General features: G+C 71.9%; 13 protein-coding genes. 8 read left to right on the forward strand and 5 right to left on the reverse strand.

All coding sequences use genetic code 11. The features are described 5' to 3' along the window. Positions 1-16: 16 nt before the first annotated feature. Together ACLQ2W_RS16245 and ACLQ2W_RS16250 are read left to right on the forward strand one after the other, a co-directional pair. Entirely contained in the window at positions 17-709 is a 693-nt protein-coding gene (locus tag ACLQ2W_RS16245; RefSeq protein ID WP_425787137.1) for a sugar transferase, read from the forward strand. 5 nt (positions 710-714) lie between these two features. Further along, positions 715-1,359, forward strand: coding sequence for a NeuD/PglB/VioB family sugar acetyltransferase (locus tag ACLQ2W_RS16250; protein WP_281939407.1), 645 nt, complete (start codon positions 715-717; stop codon positions 1,357-1,359). A 7-nt stretch (positions 1,360-1,366) separates the two neighbouring features. Here the strand turns inward: ACLQ2W_RS16250 and ACLQ2W_RS16255 are convergent, their stop codons facing one another. Further along, positions 1,367-2,878: a deoxyguanosinetriphosphate triphosphohydrolase family protein gene (locus ACLQ2W_RS16255; protein ID WP_425787138.1), complete on the reverse strand. Its 1,512-nt coding sequence runs from the start codon at positions 2,876-2,878 to the stop codon at positions 1,367-1,369. Positions 2,879-2,923: 45 nt separating this feature from the next. After that, on the reverse strand, positions 2,924-4,186 hold the full coding sequence (locus ACLQ2W_RS16260; RefSeq protein ID WP_425787139.1) for a nucleotide sugar dehydrogenase: 1,263 nt from the start codon (positions 4,184-4,186) through the stop codon (positions 2,924-2,926). 171 nt (positions 4,187-4,357) lie between these two features. Here ACLQ2W_RS16260 and ACLQ2W_RS16265 point away from each other — a divergent pair, with 171 nt between their 5' ends. Then, positions 4,358-6,892, forward strand: coding sequence for a Tex family protein (locus tag ACLQ2W_RS16265; RefSeq protein ID WP_425787140.1), 2,535 nt, complete (start codon positions 4,358-4,360; stop codon positions 6,890-6,892). 167 nt (positions 6,893-7,059) lie between these two features. Next, the gene (locus ACLQ2W_RS16270; protein ID WP_425787428.1) at positions 7,060-7,446 is read left to right on the forward strand and encodes a hypothetical protein; all 387 of its coding nucleotides are present in this window, start codon (positions 7,060-7,062) and stop codon (positions 7,444-7,446) included. Here ACLQ2W_RS16270 and ACLQ2W_RS16275 read toward each other — a convergent pair. Further along, a complete protein-coding gene (locus ACLQ2W_RS16275) occupies positions 7,409-8,416 on the reverse strand; it encodes a DUF389 domain-containing protein (protein ID WP_405093454.1) in 1,008 nt (335 codons plus the stop codon). The two genes, ACLQ2W_RS16270 and ACLQ2W_RS16275, sit on opposite strands and share 38 nt — an antisense overlap. Before the next feature lie 64 nt (positions 8,417-8,480). Next, positions 8,481-9,620, reverse strand: coding sequence for a glycosyltransferase (locus tag ACLQ2W_RS16280; protein ID WP_425787141.1), 1,140 nt, complete (start codon positions 9,618-9,620; stop codon positions 8,481-8,483). A gap of 203 nt (positions 9,621-9,823) precedes the next feature. Here ACLQ2W_RS16280 and ACLQ2W_RS16285 point away from each other — a divergent pair, with 203 nt between their 5' ends. The 4 genes from ACLQ2W_RS16285 to ACLQ2W_RS16300 all read left to right on the forward strand — a co-directional run bounded on the left by ACLQ2W_RS16285 (position 9,824) and on the right by ACLQ2W_RS16300 (position 15,179). After that, positions 9,824-11,383 (forward strand): hypothetical protein, encoded by a 1,560-nt coding sequence (locus tag ACLQ2W_RS16285; RefSeq protein ID WP_425787142.1) that lies wholly within the window; start codon positions 9,824-9,826, stop codon positions 11,381-11,383. 171 nt (positions 11,384-11,554) lie between these two features. Beyond that, positions 11,555-12,685 (forward strand): DegT/DnrJ/EryC1/StrS family aminotransferase, encoded by a 1,131-nt coding sequence (locus ACLQ2W_RS16290; protein ID WP_425787143.1) that lies wholly within the window; start codon positions 11,555-11,557, stop codon positions 12,683-12,685. After that, positions 12,682-13,929 carry a glycosyltransferase family 4 protein gene (locus tag ACLQ2W_RS16295; RefSeq protein WP_425787144.1) on the forward strand — a complete coding sequence of 416 codons (1,248 nt, stop codon included), beginning with the start codon at positions 12,682-12,684 and terminating at the stop codon, positions 13,927-13,929. Before ACLQ2W_RS16290 ends, ACLQ2W_RS16295 begins: the two co-directional genes overlap by 4 nt. Next, positions 13,926-15,179: a glycosyltransferase gene (locus tag ACLQ2W_RS16300; protein ID WP_425787145.1), complete on the forward strand. Its 1,254-nt coding sequence runs from the start codon at positions 13,926-13,928 to the stop codon at positions 15,177-15,179. Before ACLQ2W_RS16295 ends, ACLQ2W_RS16300 begins: the two co-directional genes overlap by 4 nt. On the opposite strand, the gene ACLQ2W_RS16305 is transcribed toward ACLQ2W_RS16300, so the two are convergent. Continuing rightward, positions 15,111-16,514 (reverse strand): lipopolysaccharide biosynthesis protein, encoded by a 1,404-nt coding sequence (locus ACLQ2W_RS16305; protein ID WP_425787146.1) that lies wholly within the window; start codon positions 16,512-16,514, stop codon positions 15,111-15,113. The two genes, ACLQ2W_RS16300 and ACLQ2W_RS16305, sit on opposite strands and share 69 nt — an antisense overlap. Positions 16,515-16,701: the final 187 nt, after the last annotated feature.

Raw genomic sequence — 16,701 nt, forward strand, 5'->3', positions numbered from 1 at the left:
GCGGCCGGAGGACAGCATGCAGGTTCGCCTCTCCCCAGGCGTGGTAGATCCCGCGACACCCACCTCGTCCCGGGGCGGCGTCGCGGCCGTCAAGCGGGTCGTCGACGTCGTCGTCGCCTCGACCGCCCTGCTGGTCATGGCCCCGGTGCTGGCCGCGGTGGCGGTCGCCGTGCTGCTCGGCCTGGGCCGCCCGGTGCTCTTCCGGCAACGGCGGATCGGCTGGCGGGGCCGCGAGTTCACCATCGTGAAGTTTCGTTCCATGGCCGGCGGCGGCCACGCCTTCTCGCCCGGCGACGACCAGCTCCGGCTGACCCCGTTGGGGCGGTGGCTGCGGTCCACCAGCCTGGACGAACTGCCCAGCCTCTGGAACATCCTGCGCGGGGACATGAGCCTCGTGGGTCCTCGCCCGTTCCCGACCAGCTACCGCGATCGCTACACACCGGAGCAGTTCCGGCGCCACGCCGTCCGACCGGGGCTGACCGGCTTGGCGCAGGTCAATGGCCGCAACGAGCTCGACTGGGAGAAGCGGTTCGCCTACGACCTGCGGTATGTGGACCACTGGAGCCTCAGCCTCGATGCCCGCATCCTGGCCCGGACGGCGGTGGCCGTGCTCCGCCGGCGAGGAATCAACGCACCCGGCACCGCCACCGCGCACGAGTTCCGCGGCACCGCGCCGGAGCGGCCCGAACCGGCGACGGCGGGACGGTAGCGGCGGTGGGTCTCGACCTCGTCATCGTCGGATGCGGCGGCCACGGTCGGGAGATCGCGCAGGTCGTGGCCGCGGTCAACGCCGCGTCGAACCGGCCGCCCTGGCGGCTGGTCGGCTTCGTCGACGACGACCCGTCGGAGCGGAACCGTAAGCGCGTCGAGTCGACAGGCGTCCCCTACCTCGGGACCGTGGCCACGCTCGGGCACCTGTCGCCGGCGACCCACGTCGTCCTCGGCCTCGGCGACCCACGGATCCGGCGGGTCGTCGGCACGCGGGTCGAACTGTTCGGCCTGCCCGCGGCCAGTCTCGTACACCCGGACGCGACCGTCGGCCCGGACCTGGTGTCGGCCGAGGGTCTGGTGGTTTTCGCCGGCGGCCGGATCACCACCGGAGTCACCGTCGGACGGCACCTGCACGTCAACCAGAACGCCACCCTCGCCCACGACTGCGTGGTCGGTGACTACGTCTCCCTGCACCCGCTCGCGGCCGTCTCGGGCGACTGTCGCCTCGACACCGCAGCGCTGGTCGGAGCGGGTGCCGTGGTGCTGCCGGGCCTTCGGGTGGGGGCCGGCGCGACAGTCGGCGCCGGCGCCTGCGTGGTGCGCGACGTGGCGCCGGGCCTCGTGGTCAAGGGAGTGCCGGCGCGCTGAGCGAGCCTCAGAGCACGAACGCGTCGGTCCACAACGCGCCGGAACGCCCGGAGAGCGCGTCCAGCATCGCCACCGCCTGACCGTCGGTGAGCTGCGCGACGAAGTCGACGATGGCCCGGCCCCGGGCCCGACCGATCCGGTCCGGGGTACGCGGATGCAGCTCGGCCTCGGCCAGCTCCACCAGGTCGTGCAGCCGGCGGGGTAGTCGGGACTCCTCCTCCGGGTCCAGCAGCCACTCCCAGAGCGCCTCCACCAGCGTGTCCAGCAGCCGCGCCTGGCCGCGCTGGTGCAGCGCCAGGTCGGGGCGGGCCAGCACGAACCGGTGGTGGACGAACTTGAGCACCTGCACCTCGTGCCACTGCGCCTTGCCCAGCAGCACGTACCCGGAGCGGACGTCCGGCTCCGGGGTCACCGTGATGGCCTCCACGAAGCGGGTGGACCAGCGGGCGGAGAAGCGGGCGACGTACTGCTCCGCCTCGATCGAGCCGTCGAACGGCAACGCCAGCAGCCCCTCCACCAGCTCCTCGCGGACGTGCTCGACGGCCGCGGCGAACGCCTCGTCGTCGGCGATCCAGCCGTCCTTGCGGTGCAGTTGGCGGCGCAGCCGCTCGATCGCCGCGCCGGGTCGCCGGCCCGCGGTGTCCAGCGCCGAGGCGGTGATCGACCGCAGGTGCCCGCACTCGCGTTGCCAGGCCATCAGCTCGGCGGCCACCGCGCCCTGCTGGAGCACCCCGACGCGGTAGAAGTCCTCCACGTCGTGGATGGCGTACGCGATGTCGTCGGCGGTGTCCATCACGGACGCCTCCGGCGTCTGCTGCCAGTCCGGGATCCGCCCGGCGAACGGCTCCCGGGCCGCCCGCAGGTCGTCCAGCTCGGTGCGGTACGCGCCGAACTTCAACGACCCGCTCTCCGGGTCGTCCGGCGGCGGCGCGGCGCCCCGGGGCGCCGGGTCGAGGTGTCGCGGATGCGGGTCGGGGTGGTCCAGCCGGGTCCATGGATACTTCAGCATCGCCGCCCGGACCGCGGCGGTCAGGTCCAGCCCGGTGGTCGCCGCGCCGCGGATCTCGGTGCTGGTGACGATCCGGTACGACTGGGCGTTGCCCTCGAAGCCGTCCGGCAGCCCCAGCCGCTGCCGGGCCAGCCGGTCGAGAACCCGCTCCCCCAGGTGCCCGAACGGCGGATGTCCGAGGTCGTGGGCGAGCGCGGCGGCCTCGACCACGTCCGGGTCGCAGCCGCCCAGCTTCTCCAGCAGGTCCCGGTGCGCCGGGTCGGCGGTCAGCCGTTCGGCGATCGCGCGGGCCACCTGGGCCACCTTCAGGCTGTGCGTGAGCCGGTTGTGCACCAGCAGCCCGGAGCCGCCCGGACTGATCACCTGGGTGACGCCGTTCAGCCGGGCGAAGAACGGCGAGCCGACGATCCGGTCCCGGTCGGCCCGGAACGGCCCGGCGGCCAGGTCGCCGAGCGCCCGGGCGCTGCCCCCGAAGAGTCGCCGGGCCCGTGGATCCGCAGGTGCCTCCATGATCGCCACGCTAGCGCAGCCGTCGACGGTCGGGGCGGGGTGCTCCTAGAGCCGCTCCACTGTCGGTCCCGAACACCGGTTCCGCGCGTCGAAGACGTAACGGGCCCGGCCGGCCACCATCTCGTAGTCGAAGACGTCGTGGTCGGTCGCGACGATCACCGCGTCGGCGGCGTCGACCTCGTGTTCGGTAAGCGGCACGACCAGCACGCCGGCGGGGATCTGGTGCGGCTCGGCGTACGGCTCGGCGGCCCGCACGTCCGCGCCGAGGTCGCACAGCCGGCGCGCGACGTCGACCGCCGGCGAGTCACGCATGTCGCCGGTGTTCTTCTTGTACGCCAGGCCGAGCATCAGCAGCCGGGCGCCGCTGACCGCCCGGCCGGCCCGGTTGAGGCCGGCCATGATCCGCTGGGTGACGTGCTCGGGCATCTCGTGGTTGACGTCGTTGGCCAGCTCGATGAACCGGAACTGCCGGCCCAGCCGCCGCTTGACCTGCCAGGACAGGTAGCAGGGGTCGATCGGGAGGCAGTGGCCGCCGACGCCGGGCCCGGGCCGGAACGGCATGAAGCCGAACGGCTTCGTCTCGGCGGCGTCGATCGCCTGCCAGACGTCGATGCCGAGGTGGTGGGAGAGGATCGTGAGCTCGTTGATCAACCCGAGGTTCACCTGGCGGAACGTGTTCTCGATCAGCTTGGTCAGCTCCGCGACCCGGGTGGACGGCACCGGCACCGTCCGGGCCACGATCCGACGGTAGAAGCCGTCCACCCGCTCCAGCGCGGCGGCGTCCACGCCGGAGACCACCTTGGGGGTGTTCTCCAGCCGCCAGGTCGGGTTGCCCGGGTCGATGCGTTCCGGGCTGTAGCCGAGGTGGAAGTCCCCGGGCGCCTGCAGTCCGCTGGCCGTCTCCAGGAGCGGGCGCAGCAGCTCCTCGGTGGTGCCCGGGTACGTCGTCGACTCCAGCACCACCGTGGCGCCGGGCCGCACGTACGGGCCGACGTGGTGGCCGGCCTGTTCGACGAAGCTCAGGTCCGGGGTGCCGTCCCGGAGCGGGGTCGGCACCGTGATCACGCAGACGTCGAAGCCCTCGGCGTCGGCGTACTCGGCGCTCGGGCGGTAACGGCCGCTGCCGAGGGCCCGGCCGAGGCGCTCGGCCGGGATGTCCTCCACGTAGGACTCCCCCGAGGCGAGCCGCTTGACCCGGTCGGCGTCCACATCCAGGCCCACCACGTCGAAGCCGGCCTCGACGGCGCGTACGGCCAGGGGAAGACCGACGTAGCCCTGACCGATGACGACCACTTTCTCCGTGCTCACCCGGTTCTCCAGACAGGAGTAGAAATTCCTGGTTGGAGGCTAGAGGCGCGGTTGGCAGCCCAGGGGCGCTTTCATATTATTCGTCGGCTTTGCCATCGGGCGGCTGCGCGGCTGTCGGCGCCGGCGGGCAGAATGCACGACGAACTCACCGGGAAGAGGCGGAGCAAGATCGTGACTCAGTCTGTGCACCAGCGGATCGCCGAGGAACTCGGCGTCGCCGAGCGTCAGGTGCGGGCGGCCGTGGAGCTGCTCGACGGCGGCGCCACCGTGCCGTTCATCGCCCGCTACCGCAAGGAGGCCACCGGCACCCTCGACGACGCGCAGCTGCGCACGCTCGAGGAGCGGCTGCGCTACCTGCGGGAGCTGGACGAGCGGCGCGCCGCGGTGCTGGAGTCGATCCGCGGTCAGGGCAAGCTCGACGACGCGCTGGAAGCCCAGATCCTGGCGGCGGACTCGAAGTCCCGGCTGGAGGACATCTACCTGCCGTACAAGCCGAAGCGGCGGACCCGCGCGCAGATCGCCCGCGAGGCCGGGCTGGAGCCCCTGGCCGACACGCTCCTCACCGACCCGGCGCAGGACCCGCGCGCCACCGCGGCCGGCTTCGTCGACGCGGAGAAGGGCGTGGCCGACGCCGCCGCCGCGTTGGACGGGGCGCGGGCCATCCTGATCGAGCGCTTCGCCGAGGACGCCGACCTGATCGGCACGCTGCGCGAGCAGATGTGGTCGCGGGGCCGGCTGGTCTCCCTGGTACGCGAGGGCCAGGAGGCGGCCGGCGCCAAGTTCGCCGACTACTTCGACTTCGCCGAGCCGTACCCGAAACTGCCGTCGCACCGGATCCTCGCCATGTTCCGCGGCGAGAAGGAGGGCGTGCTGGAGCTGACCATGGCCCCGGACGCCGAGGACGACACCGACACCGTCACCGGGCCCAGCCGCTACGAGGCCGCCGTGGCCGGCCGGTTCGGCGTCAGCGACCGGGGCCGGCCGGCCGACCGGTGGCTGGCCGACACGGTGCGCTGGGCCTGGCGTACCCGGATCCTCATCCACCTCGCCGCCGACCTGCGGACCCGGCTCTGGCAGGTGGCCGAGGAAGAGGCCGTCCGGGTCTTCGCCACCAACCTGCGTGACCTGCTGCTCGCCGCGCCCGCCGGCGCGCGGCCCACCATGGGTCTCGACCCGGGCCTGCGCACCGGCGTCAAGGTGGCGGTGGTCGACGCGACCGGCAAGGTGGTCGCCACCGACACGATCTACCCGCACGAGCCGCGCCGGCAGTGGGACGCGTCGCTGCACACGCTCGCCACGCTGGCCGCGACGCACGGCGTCGAGCTGGTGGCGATCGGCAACGGCACCGCCAGCCGGGAGACCGACAAGCTGGCCGGTGACCTGATCAAGCAACACCCCGAGCTGACGCTGACCAAGGTGGTGGTCTCCGAGGCGGGCGCGTCGGTCTACTCCGCCTCCGCGTACGCCTCGCAGGAGCTGCCGGGGCTCGACGTGTCGCTGCGCGGGGCGGTCTCCATCGCCCGGCGTCTCCAGGACCCGCTCGCCGAACTCGTGAAGATCGACCCGCGTTCGATCGGCGTCGGGCAGTACCAGCACGACCTGTCCGAGGTGAAACTGTCCCGCTCCCTCGACGCCGTCGTCGAGGACTGCGTCAACGCGGTCGGCGTGGACGTCAACACCGCCTCCGCGCCGCTGCTCACCCGGGTCTCCGGCATCGGTGCCGGGCTGGCGGAGAACATCGTGCTGCACCGGGACGCGAACGGGCCGTTCCGCACCCGGACCGAGCTGAAGAAGGTGGCCCGGCTCGGCCCGAAGGCGTTCGAGCAGTGCGCCGGCTTCCTGCGCATCCCGGGCGGCGACGACCCGCTCGACTCGTCAAGCGTGCACCCCGAGTCGTACCCGGTGGTGCGCCGCATCCTCGCCTCCACCGGGCAGGACCTGCGCGCGCTGATCGGCAGGTCCGCGATCCTGCGCGGCCTGCGGGCGACCGACTTCGTGGACGACACGTTCGGCCTGCCCACCGTCACCGACATCCTGGCCGAGCTGGAGAAGCCCGGTCGCGACCCGCGGCCGGAGTTCCGCACCGCGACGTTCGTCGAGGGCGTCGAGAAGATCGGCGACCTGACGCCCGGGATGGTGCTGGAGGGTGTGGTCACCAACGTGGCCGCGTTCGGCGCGTTCGTCGACGTGGGCGTGCACCAGGATGGTCTGGTGCACGTCTCCGCCATGTCGCACACGTTCGTCAAGGACCCGCGCGACGTGGTGAAGTCCGGCGACGTGGTCCGGGTGCGGGTGCTCGACGTGGACGTGCCGCGCAAGCGGATCTCGTTGACGCTGCGCCTGGACGACGAGGCGCCGACCGGCGGCGGACGCCCGGCCGGCGGCGAGGGCCGGCGGGACCGCGACGGCCGAGGCGGTGCGGACGGCAGCCGAGGTGGTGCGGGCGGTGGCCGTCCGGGCCGCGGGCAGGCCGGCGGCCAGCGGGGCGGACAGGCCGGCGGGCAGGACCGTGGGCAGGGCGGCGGCGGCCAGCGCGGCGGGCAGGGCGGCCAGGACCGTGGGCAGGGCGGCGGGCAAGGCGGAGGCGGCGGCCGTCAGCGTGCGGACCGGGGCGGCTCGCAGCCGCGTCAGGGGCGCGGCGGTGGCGCCTCCGCGCCGGTCAACGACGCCATGGCGGAGGCGTTGCGCCGCGCCGGACTGGCCTGACCGTCGCCGGTCGCGGCGCTGTCGAGCTGAGGTCACGAACGACTCAGCTCGACAGCGCCGCGAGACGGGTGGCGCCGCCCATCCCCGCGGGCAGGCGGCGCGGGCGTACCCTCGCGGGCGTGGGTGTGGACGACGACGCGCAGTGGCGGGAGCGGCAGCGCCGGGCGATGGTGGCCCACGCGGCGGCCGACGCCCGGGAACGCGCCGCGGAGCAGGCGGAGGCCGCGAAGCTGGTGGCCGCGTTCGCCGCCGAGGCGCGGCGGCGCGGCCTGGCGACCGACCGGCTGGTCGCGACCGCCCACGACGGCCGCGGTCGCTACCGCACCCGGATCACCGGCTGGTACGTGGACCGGGCGCGCAGCCGGGCCGTGGACACCGACGGGCGTTTCTACCTGCTCAGCGTGCCGCCGAGCCTGGGGTCGCGGCTGTTCGGGGCCGAGCCGCCGCCGAGCGCGCCCCCGCTGGTCGTCGGGCGGGGCGGCCGGGACGGCGAGTCCGTTCCGCTGGCGACGCTGCTCAGCCGGCGTCTCGAGGCGGGCGACGACTGGCGGTGACCGGCGTCGGCCGGTCGGCCCGCTGCCGCGGCACCCCCCGCCCGGCCCGCCGTGCCACCCGCCGCCACCAGCACAACTGCACGACCAGCGTGAGCAGCCCGGCCAGCACGATGGCGGCCAGGTTGATCACCAGTTGGAGGGCGGAACCGGCCGCCTCGTGCCACACCCCGTAGCCGGCCGCGACCGCCACGTTCGCGGCCGCCGGGACGGTGGTCACCGAGATCAGCACGCCGACGAGCGAGCCGGACTTCTTCGAGGTCAGGGACAGCATGCCGGCGACCCCGGCGAGCAGCCCGACCACCCAGGAGAGCGCGTCCGGCCGCCAGATGAAGTCGGTGAGCGGGCGCTCGTCGAGCAGCATGTCCCGGCTGACCAGACCGGCCGCGGTGAGCGCCCAGGTGCTCAACACGGTGGCCACCATGGCGACGAGGAAGCCGACGGTCAGGGCCTGCACCGAGCGGCCGACGACGCCGGGCTGACGGCGCAGCAGCGCCACGCAGAGCGCGGCGAGCGGGCCGAACTCGGGGCCGACCACCATCGCGCCGACGATCAGGATGGGCTGGTCGAGCAGCACGCCGATGCCGGCGATCATGGTGGCCACGGTGATCAGGGCGAGGAAGGTGCCGGTGAGCACCGTCTGCTCGCCGGTCTTCGCCGCGATCTCGTCCCAGACCACCGCGTCCTCGCCGTGCCCCGGCGCCTCGTCGGCGGCCCGGTCGGCCGCCGCGGAGAGCGTCAGCTCCACGTCCTCGGCGGCGATCGCCCCGTGCGCCTCGACGCCGAGTTCCCGCAGCTTGTGCAGCACCCCGTCCGCGCTCTCCCGGACCACGTCGCAGGTGACGTAGTCGCCGGCCGGTTCGCGGGCGGCGCCGGGGAGCACCACGAGGTGCGTCACGCCGGGGTCGGCGGCCAACAGGTCGACGACGGCCGACGACCGGTCGCCGGGCGCGATCACCCTCAGGTGCAGCACGGGCAAACTCCAGGACGGCCGGTCGGGATACAGGTCGTCGCACCTTACACCGGGCCGCCGGACATCACCCGACCCCGAGTTCCCGCAGGATCAGCCGGACGTGGAAGTCGACCACGGACTGCCGTTCCCAGTTCCGCAGCACCTGGGCCGGAACCACCACCCGCTTGGCCCGTAGCTGGTCCAGCAGCGCAACCGCCACCGCCTCGGCGCGGGCCGGCACCAACGTGAACCCCGCCTCCACCTGCTCGGCCAGCGCGCGGCTGCCCCGGTTCCGCACGGCCACCACCGGGGTGCCGAGGCTGAGCGCCTCCACCTGGGTCATCGGCAGACCCTCCCGGCCACTGGTGGAGAGCAGCACGTCGGCCCGGGCGAGCTCCGTACCCGGCCGGGAGGTCCACGGACCGACGCTCACCCCCGGCTCGGCCGGTGGTGTCCACGCCCTCTCGCCGGGCGGCGACGACCCCACGATGCGCAGTTCGAGACCGGGCAGGTGGGACCGGGCCCGGCGCCACGCCGCGACCGCCAGGTCGAGGTTCTTGTCCGGGGTGAGGCGGCCGAGCACCAGCACCCGGGGTGGGCGGTCCCTCGGCGCCGCGTCCCCGGCGTCATCGAGGCGCAGTTGCGTCGGGTCCACACCGGCCGCGCCGCACGGCGCCCGGTGGACCCGGCTCCAGGGCGCGAGACGACGGTAGCTGCGCTCGTCCTCCGGGTTCAGCGTGACGTAGGTGGGCGTGCACCACGCGGACGCCGCCTCGGCCACGGTGAAGACGCGGCCGGACAACCCCGGGACGCCGAAGAGGGTACCGCTCACCACCGCCAGGTGGCGGGTCCGGCTGCTGCGGGCGACGAGCCGGCCCACCGCGATGCCGAACGGCGAGTGCAGGTGCAGCAGGGCCGCCCGTTCCTCGCGGACGATGCGACGCAGGTCCCCGGCCGCCCGTACGATCTCCGACGGTCGCCCCCGGCGGAACGGCGTCACCTCGCGGACGTCGTCGAAGGAAGCCAGCAGTTCGGGGCCGACGGAACCACGCCCGGCCACCGCCACCCGCCGGATGCCACGGTCGGCGAGCGACCGCGCGACGGGCGCGACGATGTTGGTGAGCGTCATGCCGACGCCCGCCACGAAGACGACCGTGGGAGTGGCGGGTCGGCCGGCGGTCGGGGGCGTCGCCGCCGCGGCCCCGGTCGGGATGACGGTGGCCATCTCGGCCCTCCCTGCTGATCGTCACGTACGACTCGATCTGGCTGGAGGGTAGAGGGAGAGGTGCGGGCACAAGGCCCTTTTCACGATTTCAGTTCGTCGCAGATTCCCTCACAACTTTCCACGCCTGGTTCCGTTAGCCATACGGCAGGCCGCGTCTGCGATCACGGTCGTCGGTGCGGGAAGGCGGCAGGACGCATACGGGGATGGCGCTGATGATCGGCAACAACGGCATGGAGAGGACCACCAGGGGCGGTGACCCGTGGCTCTTCGCCGTCATCCTGCCCACCCTGATCAGCCTGGTCCTCATGGCATTCGATGCACGACTCCTGCACTGGTACATGATTCCGGTCACCATCTGCGGCATGCTGATCGCGCCGGACGTGGTGGACTGGGCGGCGCGGCGCCTGGACACGTTCGACCCTCGGGCGCTGGTCGGCCTGTTCGGATTCCACTTCTTCTATCTGGCGCCGATCCTGCACGTCATGCTCGATTACTGGCCCAGGTTCCTGGAACCGCTTACCGACTGGAAGGCCGGGCTCGGCGCGATGGCGACGCTGAACGTGTTGGGCCTGTGTGTCTACCGCGTGGTCCTGAACCTCCGGGTGCCGTCGACACGGAGCCCGCGCATCGCACGGAAGCTGAACGATCGGGTGTTCGTCCAGCTCGGGTGGCTGGCGTTCGCGGTCGGCCTGGCCGGCTTCATCGCCGTCATCATCCATTTCGGCGGCCTGAGCGGCTACGTGTCGGCAGCAGCCGACGATCGCGATTCCTTCATCGGCTACGGGTGGTTGCTCCTCATCGGCGAGTCGTTCCCGCTTGTCGGATTCGTCGTGGCGGTGGTGCGCTTCCGGGTGGCACTGACCGGGCGGCCGGCCACCTTGTCCGCACTGTTCCTGGTGTTCGCGATCACGCAGTTCGCCGTCGGCGGCCTGCGGGGCTCACGCAGTAACACGATCTGGCCCCTGCTCATCGGACTGATCGTCGTACACCTGGCGGTGCGGCCGGTCACTCGACGCGCACTTGCCGCGATGGGCATCTCGTTCCTGGTCTTCATGTACGCCTATGGCGTCTACAAGAGCGCCGGTAGCGAGATCCTGTTCGCCACCAGAGGAACCACCTCGGTCACCGAACTCGGCGACGAGACGGGGCGGACCATGCCGACCATGCTGCTCGGCGACCTCGGCCGGTCCGATATCCAAGCGGTACTTCTGCACCATGAACGGGCCGGATACGCGCCGCTGAGCTACGGCGTCACCTACGTCGGCGCCGCGGCGTTCATGATTCCCGATGCCTCGCGTCCGGAGTGGATGCGCGACAAGGTGCAGGCCGGGACCGACATGCTGATGGGCACAGGCGCCTTCGACTCCGGCTGGCGATCGTCCCGCATCTACGGCCTTGCCGGGGAGGCGCTGCTGAACTTCGGTCCGGCCGGCTCGGTAGCTTCGTTCGCCGTGCTGGCCGCCGTGGTCCGGACAGCCCGCCGCCGTTACCTCGGCGCCCGGTTGAGCAGGGAATCCGGGGTGGCGGTCATGAGTGGGATCGCCGGGGTGATCGTGATCCTTGCCCTCGGCAGCGACCTCGACAATCTGCTCTGGTACCTCGTGAAGACCGCGCTGCCGTTGGTCACCGTCGTCTTCTTCTCCCGCCGAACCCACCACACCTCTCCCCACGATCTCGCTCACCTCTCGCCATCTCTACCGGGTCCTGTTCGCGACGAACTGGCGGGCCGGCACCGGCGAGCACCGGTCACGTCGGTCGTCTAGCCGCAGGGCCTGATGCCGTCGCGAGTGTCGGGCCACCACGGGAAGTGAGCCGATTCTTTTCGGTTACCCGTTGAGGGCATTATGAACCTTTTCAAGGTATATGTCGGATAAGATCTGTTCATCCTTCCCATGAACCCCCCGAGGGTGTCCACCACTGTGACGGGAGACTGCATGAGCGGCCGGGTCCATCTGTCCCCGCCCGACGTGGGGCAGCTCGAGGAGTCCTATCTCATCAACGCCCTGCGGTCCGGCTGGATCGCGCCGGTAGGTCCCGAGGTGACCGCTTTCGAGCGGGACATCGCGGAGCGAGCCGGGTGCGCCCACGCCGTGGCCGTCAGCTCGGGCACCGCGGCGCTGCATCTCGCGCTGCTCGCCCTGGGCGTCCGCCCGGGCCAGGTCGTCGTCGTACCCACCATGACGTTCGTGGCCAGCGCGAACGCGGTGGTCTACACAGGCGCCGAGCCCGTCTTCGTCGACAGTGAGCCCAACACCGGCAACATCGATCCCGCGCTTCTCGCCGCGCTGCTGGAGACGCTGCGGGCTGAGGGCCGAAGCGTCGCGGCGGTCATGGCGGTCGATCTCTTCGGCGCCTGCGCCGACTACACCCGCCTGCTCCCGGTGTGCGATGCGGCCGGCGTTCCGTTGCTGGAGGATGCCGCCGAGTCGTTGGGTGCGGCCCACGGCGGGCGCCCGGCCGGTTCGTTCGGACGTGCCGGAGTCTTCTCCTTCAACGGCAACAAGATAATCACCACCTCCGGTGGCGGGATGCTGGTCTCCGACGACGGCGAGTTGGTGGAGCGGTGCCGGCATCTGGCCACCCAGTCCCGGCAGCCGGTCGTGCACTACGAGCACCACGAGGTCGGTTACAACTACCGGCTGAGCAACCTGCTGGCCGCTCTCGGCCGGGCCCAACTGACCCGGCTCGACGAGATGAGGTCACGCCGCCGGCAACTGCGCGAGCGGTACGCCAAGTTCTTCGCGGCCATACCCGGAGTGCGACTGCTCGGCGAAGGCGACGTCGAGAGCAACTGTTGGCTGACCTGTGTCGTGGTCGATCCCGAACGGTCGAGTTGGCCCGCCGCCGACCTCGCGGCGGCGCTCTCCCGCGCCGACATCGAGACTCGCCCGCTGTGGAAGCCGATGCACCGCCAGCCGGTCTACGCAGGCGCCCGAGCAGCGTTGAACGGGGTGTCGGACCGACTCTTCGCCCACGGTCTCGCGCTACCGAGCGGCTCGGCCATGGACGACTCACAGGAGGCACACGTCTTCCGGACCATCGAGCGGTTCCTGGAGCGCGGGTGAACTACGCCATGAGCGGTCTGCGCATCGCCATCATCGTCAAGACCAATGTGGGCGGCGCCTGGGTCGCCACGCAGGCAGCGACCCTGCGCGACCGTGGGCACGAGCCCATCGTCGTCCTTCCGGCCGGCCCCGGTCGACTCACCGAACGCCTGCACGAGATCGGCGTACGGACCGTGCCGTCCCCCTTCAGCTTCCGCTTCCGTCCGACCCCCGCCACGGTGCGCCAACTGTGGCAGCTCCGCCGGCTCCTGCGTGAGCTGCGGCCCGACGTGGTGAACCATCACCTGTACGCCGCCGCCCTCGCCGCCCGGATCGCCTCCCTGGGGCTCGGGTTCTGCCGGGTGCACACGGTGGTCGGCCCGCTGTTCCTCGAGTCGCCCGTGATCCGCGCGGTGGAACGGGTGCTCTGCCGCCTGGACCATCTCGTGATCTGCGGCACCGCCTACACCTCCCGACTGTACGGAGAACTCGGCCTGTCGAGCGAGCGCCGCCCCGCGGTGACGGTGGGGGTCGACATCTCCCGCTACCGGCCCCCGTCACACCGGGACCGGGAGCGGGCAAAGGCCCGGGCCGACCTCGGCCTGCCGCTGTCGGGCTTCGTGGTCATCATGGTCGCCTTCGTCTATCCACCACGGTGGTTGGGCACGAGTCGGCGCGGCATCAAGGGCCACGACGTGCTGCTGGCGGCATGGCGGTCGTTCCGGGCCCGCCGGCCCGACGCGCACCTCCTGCTGGTCGGCGGCGGCACCAACCGGATCGGGGTGGCGCATCGGGACGAGCTGATCCGGCGGTTCGACGTCATCGCCGATCCGAGCGTGACGTGGCTGAACTCGGTCGAGGACGTGCGCCCGGCCTACCGAGCGGCGAACCTCAGCGTCAGCCCGTCCCTGTCCGAGGGGCACGGGGCCCCGGTGGAGGCCAGCGCCATGTCGGTGCCGAGTGTGGTCAGCGATGCGGGTGGACTGCCGGAGACCGTGGACGGGCGGTCCGGCTGGGTGGTGCCACGAGACGACGTCGACGCACTGGCCGAAGGCCTGGAGGTGGCGTACCGCGAGTACGCGGCCGGGCGGCTGGACACCCGTGGCGACCATGCCCGCCGATACGCCGAGCAGCATTTCGACAGGCAGCGGGCGGAACACCGGATGGTCGACCTCATCGAGGAGGCCGTCGAGCGACATGCGCCCGATCGCCCGCGACGCCCGGTAGCCGGCACTCGACGTTCTTCCTTGGAGACCGCCGAGTGAGGGTCGTGGTCACCACGGAGAGCAGGCTCATCCGGACCCCGGACGGCCGTGTGTGGACGTCCACCACAGCCGACCACCGCTTCTGGCGACGCTACCTCAGCGCCTTCGACCAGGTCCGTGTCGTGGCCCGGGTCCTGGACCAGCGGGAGCCTCCGGCCGACCTACGACGGGTCGACGGCGAGGGCGTCGAGGTCCACGCGGTGCCCTACTACCTCGGTCCCTGGCAGTATCTCCGTCAACGTCACCTGGTACGCCGCGCCGTCGGTGCCGCCGCCACCGCGGACGACGCCGTGATCCTCCGGGTCCCGTCCGTCCTCGGAACGCTGCTGTGCGCGGCCCGCGTCCGGCAGGGACTGCCGTTCGCCGTGGAGGTCGTGGGTGATCCCTGGGACGTCTTCGCCAAGGGCGTCATCCGGCATCCTCTCCGCCCGCTGTTGCGGAGCCGGGCAACAAGGCGGCTGCGGCGGGAGTGCCGCGCCGCGGCAGCCGTGTCGTACGTGACGGAGTCGCACCTCCAGGCCCGGTATCCCGGCGCGCCGGGCGTGCCGACCGTCGCCGTGTCCAGCATCGATCTGCCGGCCGAGGCATTCGTGGCTCGTCCTCGACGGTTCGCCAGGCAGGTCGGTGTCGTACCCACCATCGTCGCGGTGGGCACGCTCGAGCAGATGTACAAGGGGGTCGACACGCTCGTCCTCGCGGTGGCGCAGCTCGCCGCCCGGGGGGTGCGGGTGCGACTCGTGCACCTCGGTGACGGTCAGTACCGGAACCGGCTGCATCGGCTGATCACCGAGCACGGCGTGGCCGACCGGGTGACGCTCGCCGGATGGGTCGCCCCCGGCACCCCGCTGCGGGAACAGCTCGACCGCGCGGACCTGTTCGTGATGCCGTCGCGGACGGAAGGGTTGCCGCGCGCGCTGATCGAGGCCATGGCACGCGCCCTGCCGGCCATCGGCACGCGGGTCGGTGGCATCCCCGAACTCCTGCCCGCGGCTGACACGGTGCTTCCGGGGGACCCTTCGGCCCTGGCCACGGCCATTGCCCTGATGCTCGACGATCCCGCTCGCATGGATGCGGCCTCAGCACGGAACCTGGCCCGGGCCCGTCAGTTCTCCCGGGAGACCCTGGAGCCTCGACGCAACGGCTTCTACCAGATGGTGCGGGACGCGATGGCCCGGCCGTCCTCAGGCGCGGATCCGTCCCCGCCGATGCTGCGGGCCGACGTGCCGGGTCCCACCAGGATTCAGACCTGACCGTCGGCCGGCACCCGGAGCCCTCTCCCCGGGGCGGATCGAGAGCGACCGGATCAGCATCACGACCTTGATCAGGGTCTCGACGCCGAGGGCGACCACCACCGTCCACGCGGCGCCGACGAGGCCGTACGCCGGAACCAGCAGGACGCTGACGGCCATGTTGAGCCCCAGCATCGCGACACTCGCCGTCAGTTGGTTGCCGAATCGTCGGGCGGCGAGCAACGCGGTGTTGATGAAGAACAGCGTCCCGCTGAACGCGACCGCGACGGTGAGGACGACGAGGACGCCGGTGTAGCCGGCATACTCGGCTCCGTACAGCAACCTCAGCGCCGGCCCACCGACCACCGCGGCGACGAGACAGGCGCAGGCGCCGAGAACCAGGCAGGCGAGAACCAGCCGCCCGGTCAGCGCCGCCAGCCGGCGGTGGTGACCGCCCTGGTGGAGCTGAGCCATCCGGGGCAACACCGTCTGCGAGACCGCCGAGAAGAACGTGTTGGCGGCCAGCACCACGTAGCTGAGCGCGGCGAAGATGCCGAGCGCGGCGGTACCCTGCTGCCGCTCCAGAATATATCGAGGAATGTTTGTGGTGAACGAGTTGAGCCCCACGGACAGCCCCACCGGAAAGGCGATCACCAGGAGCAGCCGAGAGTGTCGCCATGCCTTTCCGCCGGTGCCCGGCACCGAGGGTCCGGTCAGTCGACGGGCCGCCCGGCGGGAGTAGGCGATCGACCCGATGGTCGACCCGATGACCGAGCCGAGCGTCGCCCACGCCGCATTGCCGGTGAGTAGCAGCAGGCCTCCCATCAACAGCAGCGTAAGAACGCTGTTGACCATCATCGCGACACTGATCGTTCGAATGAGCAGCCGCCGCTGGAAGAACCCGAAATAGATCTCACCGATCCCGTCGATCGCCTTGGCGAGCCCGACGAGCATGATGATCACGCCGTCGGCGGACCCTCGCACACCGGCGATGAGGGTCAGCGGCACGAGCCCGACCAGCGCCGCGACGACACCCAGCCGCAGGTAGTCGTCGAAGTCGAAGCGCCCCTGCGTCTCGGTGACCAGGACGGTACGCAGGCCGAGGCCGGCCACCAGCATCACCGGCGCGCTGACCGCGAGGCCGAACGCGTACTGCCCCACCATGTGCGGGGTGCCGAAGCGGGCGAGCAACGTGATGACCGCCCACTGGGCCACCGACGCCACGGCCAGGCCGAGCATGGCCCAGAGCACCTTGCCCGGGTCAGCTATCCGGGCTCCGTCGGCCCGCCGAGCGGCGCGGTCCCGCCGCGTGGCCGCCTCCGCGGCGGCGTGCGCGCCGACATAGCCCCGGTTCACGGCCTTCCTGGCAGTCCGACGAACGAGAACACCGATTCCCCCTTGAGCCCCCGAATTGGAATGTCGGCCACGCCCAGCCTGCCGCACCGTCCGGTGCAACGATCTTGTCGCGTGGAAAGTGACGGGCAGAACCGCAGGAATCGTCGAGGTGCACGGATATCTGTCCTGTTTCGAGGACGCGACAGCA

Source organism: Micromonospora sp. DT227 (assembly GCF_049841835.1).
Classification (GTDB): domain Bacteria; phylum Actinomycetota; class Actinomycetes; order Mycobacteriales; family Micromonosporaceae; genus Micromonospora.

Excerpts from the sequence above, each read along its gene's own strand:
- ACLQ2W_RS16245 (WP_425787137.1), top strand. The coding sequence starts at position 17 with ATGCAGGTTCGCCTCTCCCCAGGCGTGGTAGATCCCGCGACACCCACC.
- ACLQ2W_RS16255 (WP_425787138.1), bottom strand. The coding sequence starts at position 2,878 with ATGGAGGCACCTGCGGATCCACGGGCCCGGCGACTCTTCGGGGGCAGC.
- ACLQ2W_RS16270 (WP_425787428.1), top strand. The coding sequence starts at position 7,060 with ATGGTGGCCCACGCGGCGGCCGACGCCCGGGAACGCGCCGCGGAGCAG.
- ACLQ2W_RS16280 (WP_425787141.1), bottom strand. The coding sequence starts at position 9,620 with ATGGCCACCGTCATCCCGACCGGGGCCGCGGCGGCGACGCCCCCGACC.
- ACLQ2W_RS16285 (WP_425787142.1), top strand. The coding sequence starts at position 9,824 with ATGGCGCTGATGATCGGCAACAACGGCATGGAGAGGACCACCAGGGGC.
- ACLQ2W_RS16290 (WP_425787143.1), top strand. The coding sequence starts at position 11,555 with ATGAGCGGCCGGGTCCATCTGTCCCCGCCCGACGTGGGGCAGCTCGAG.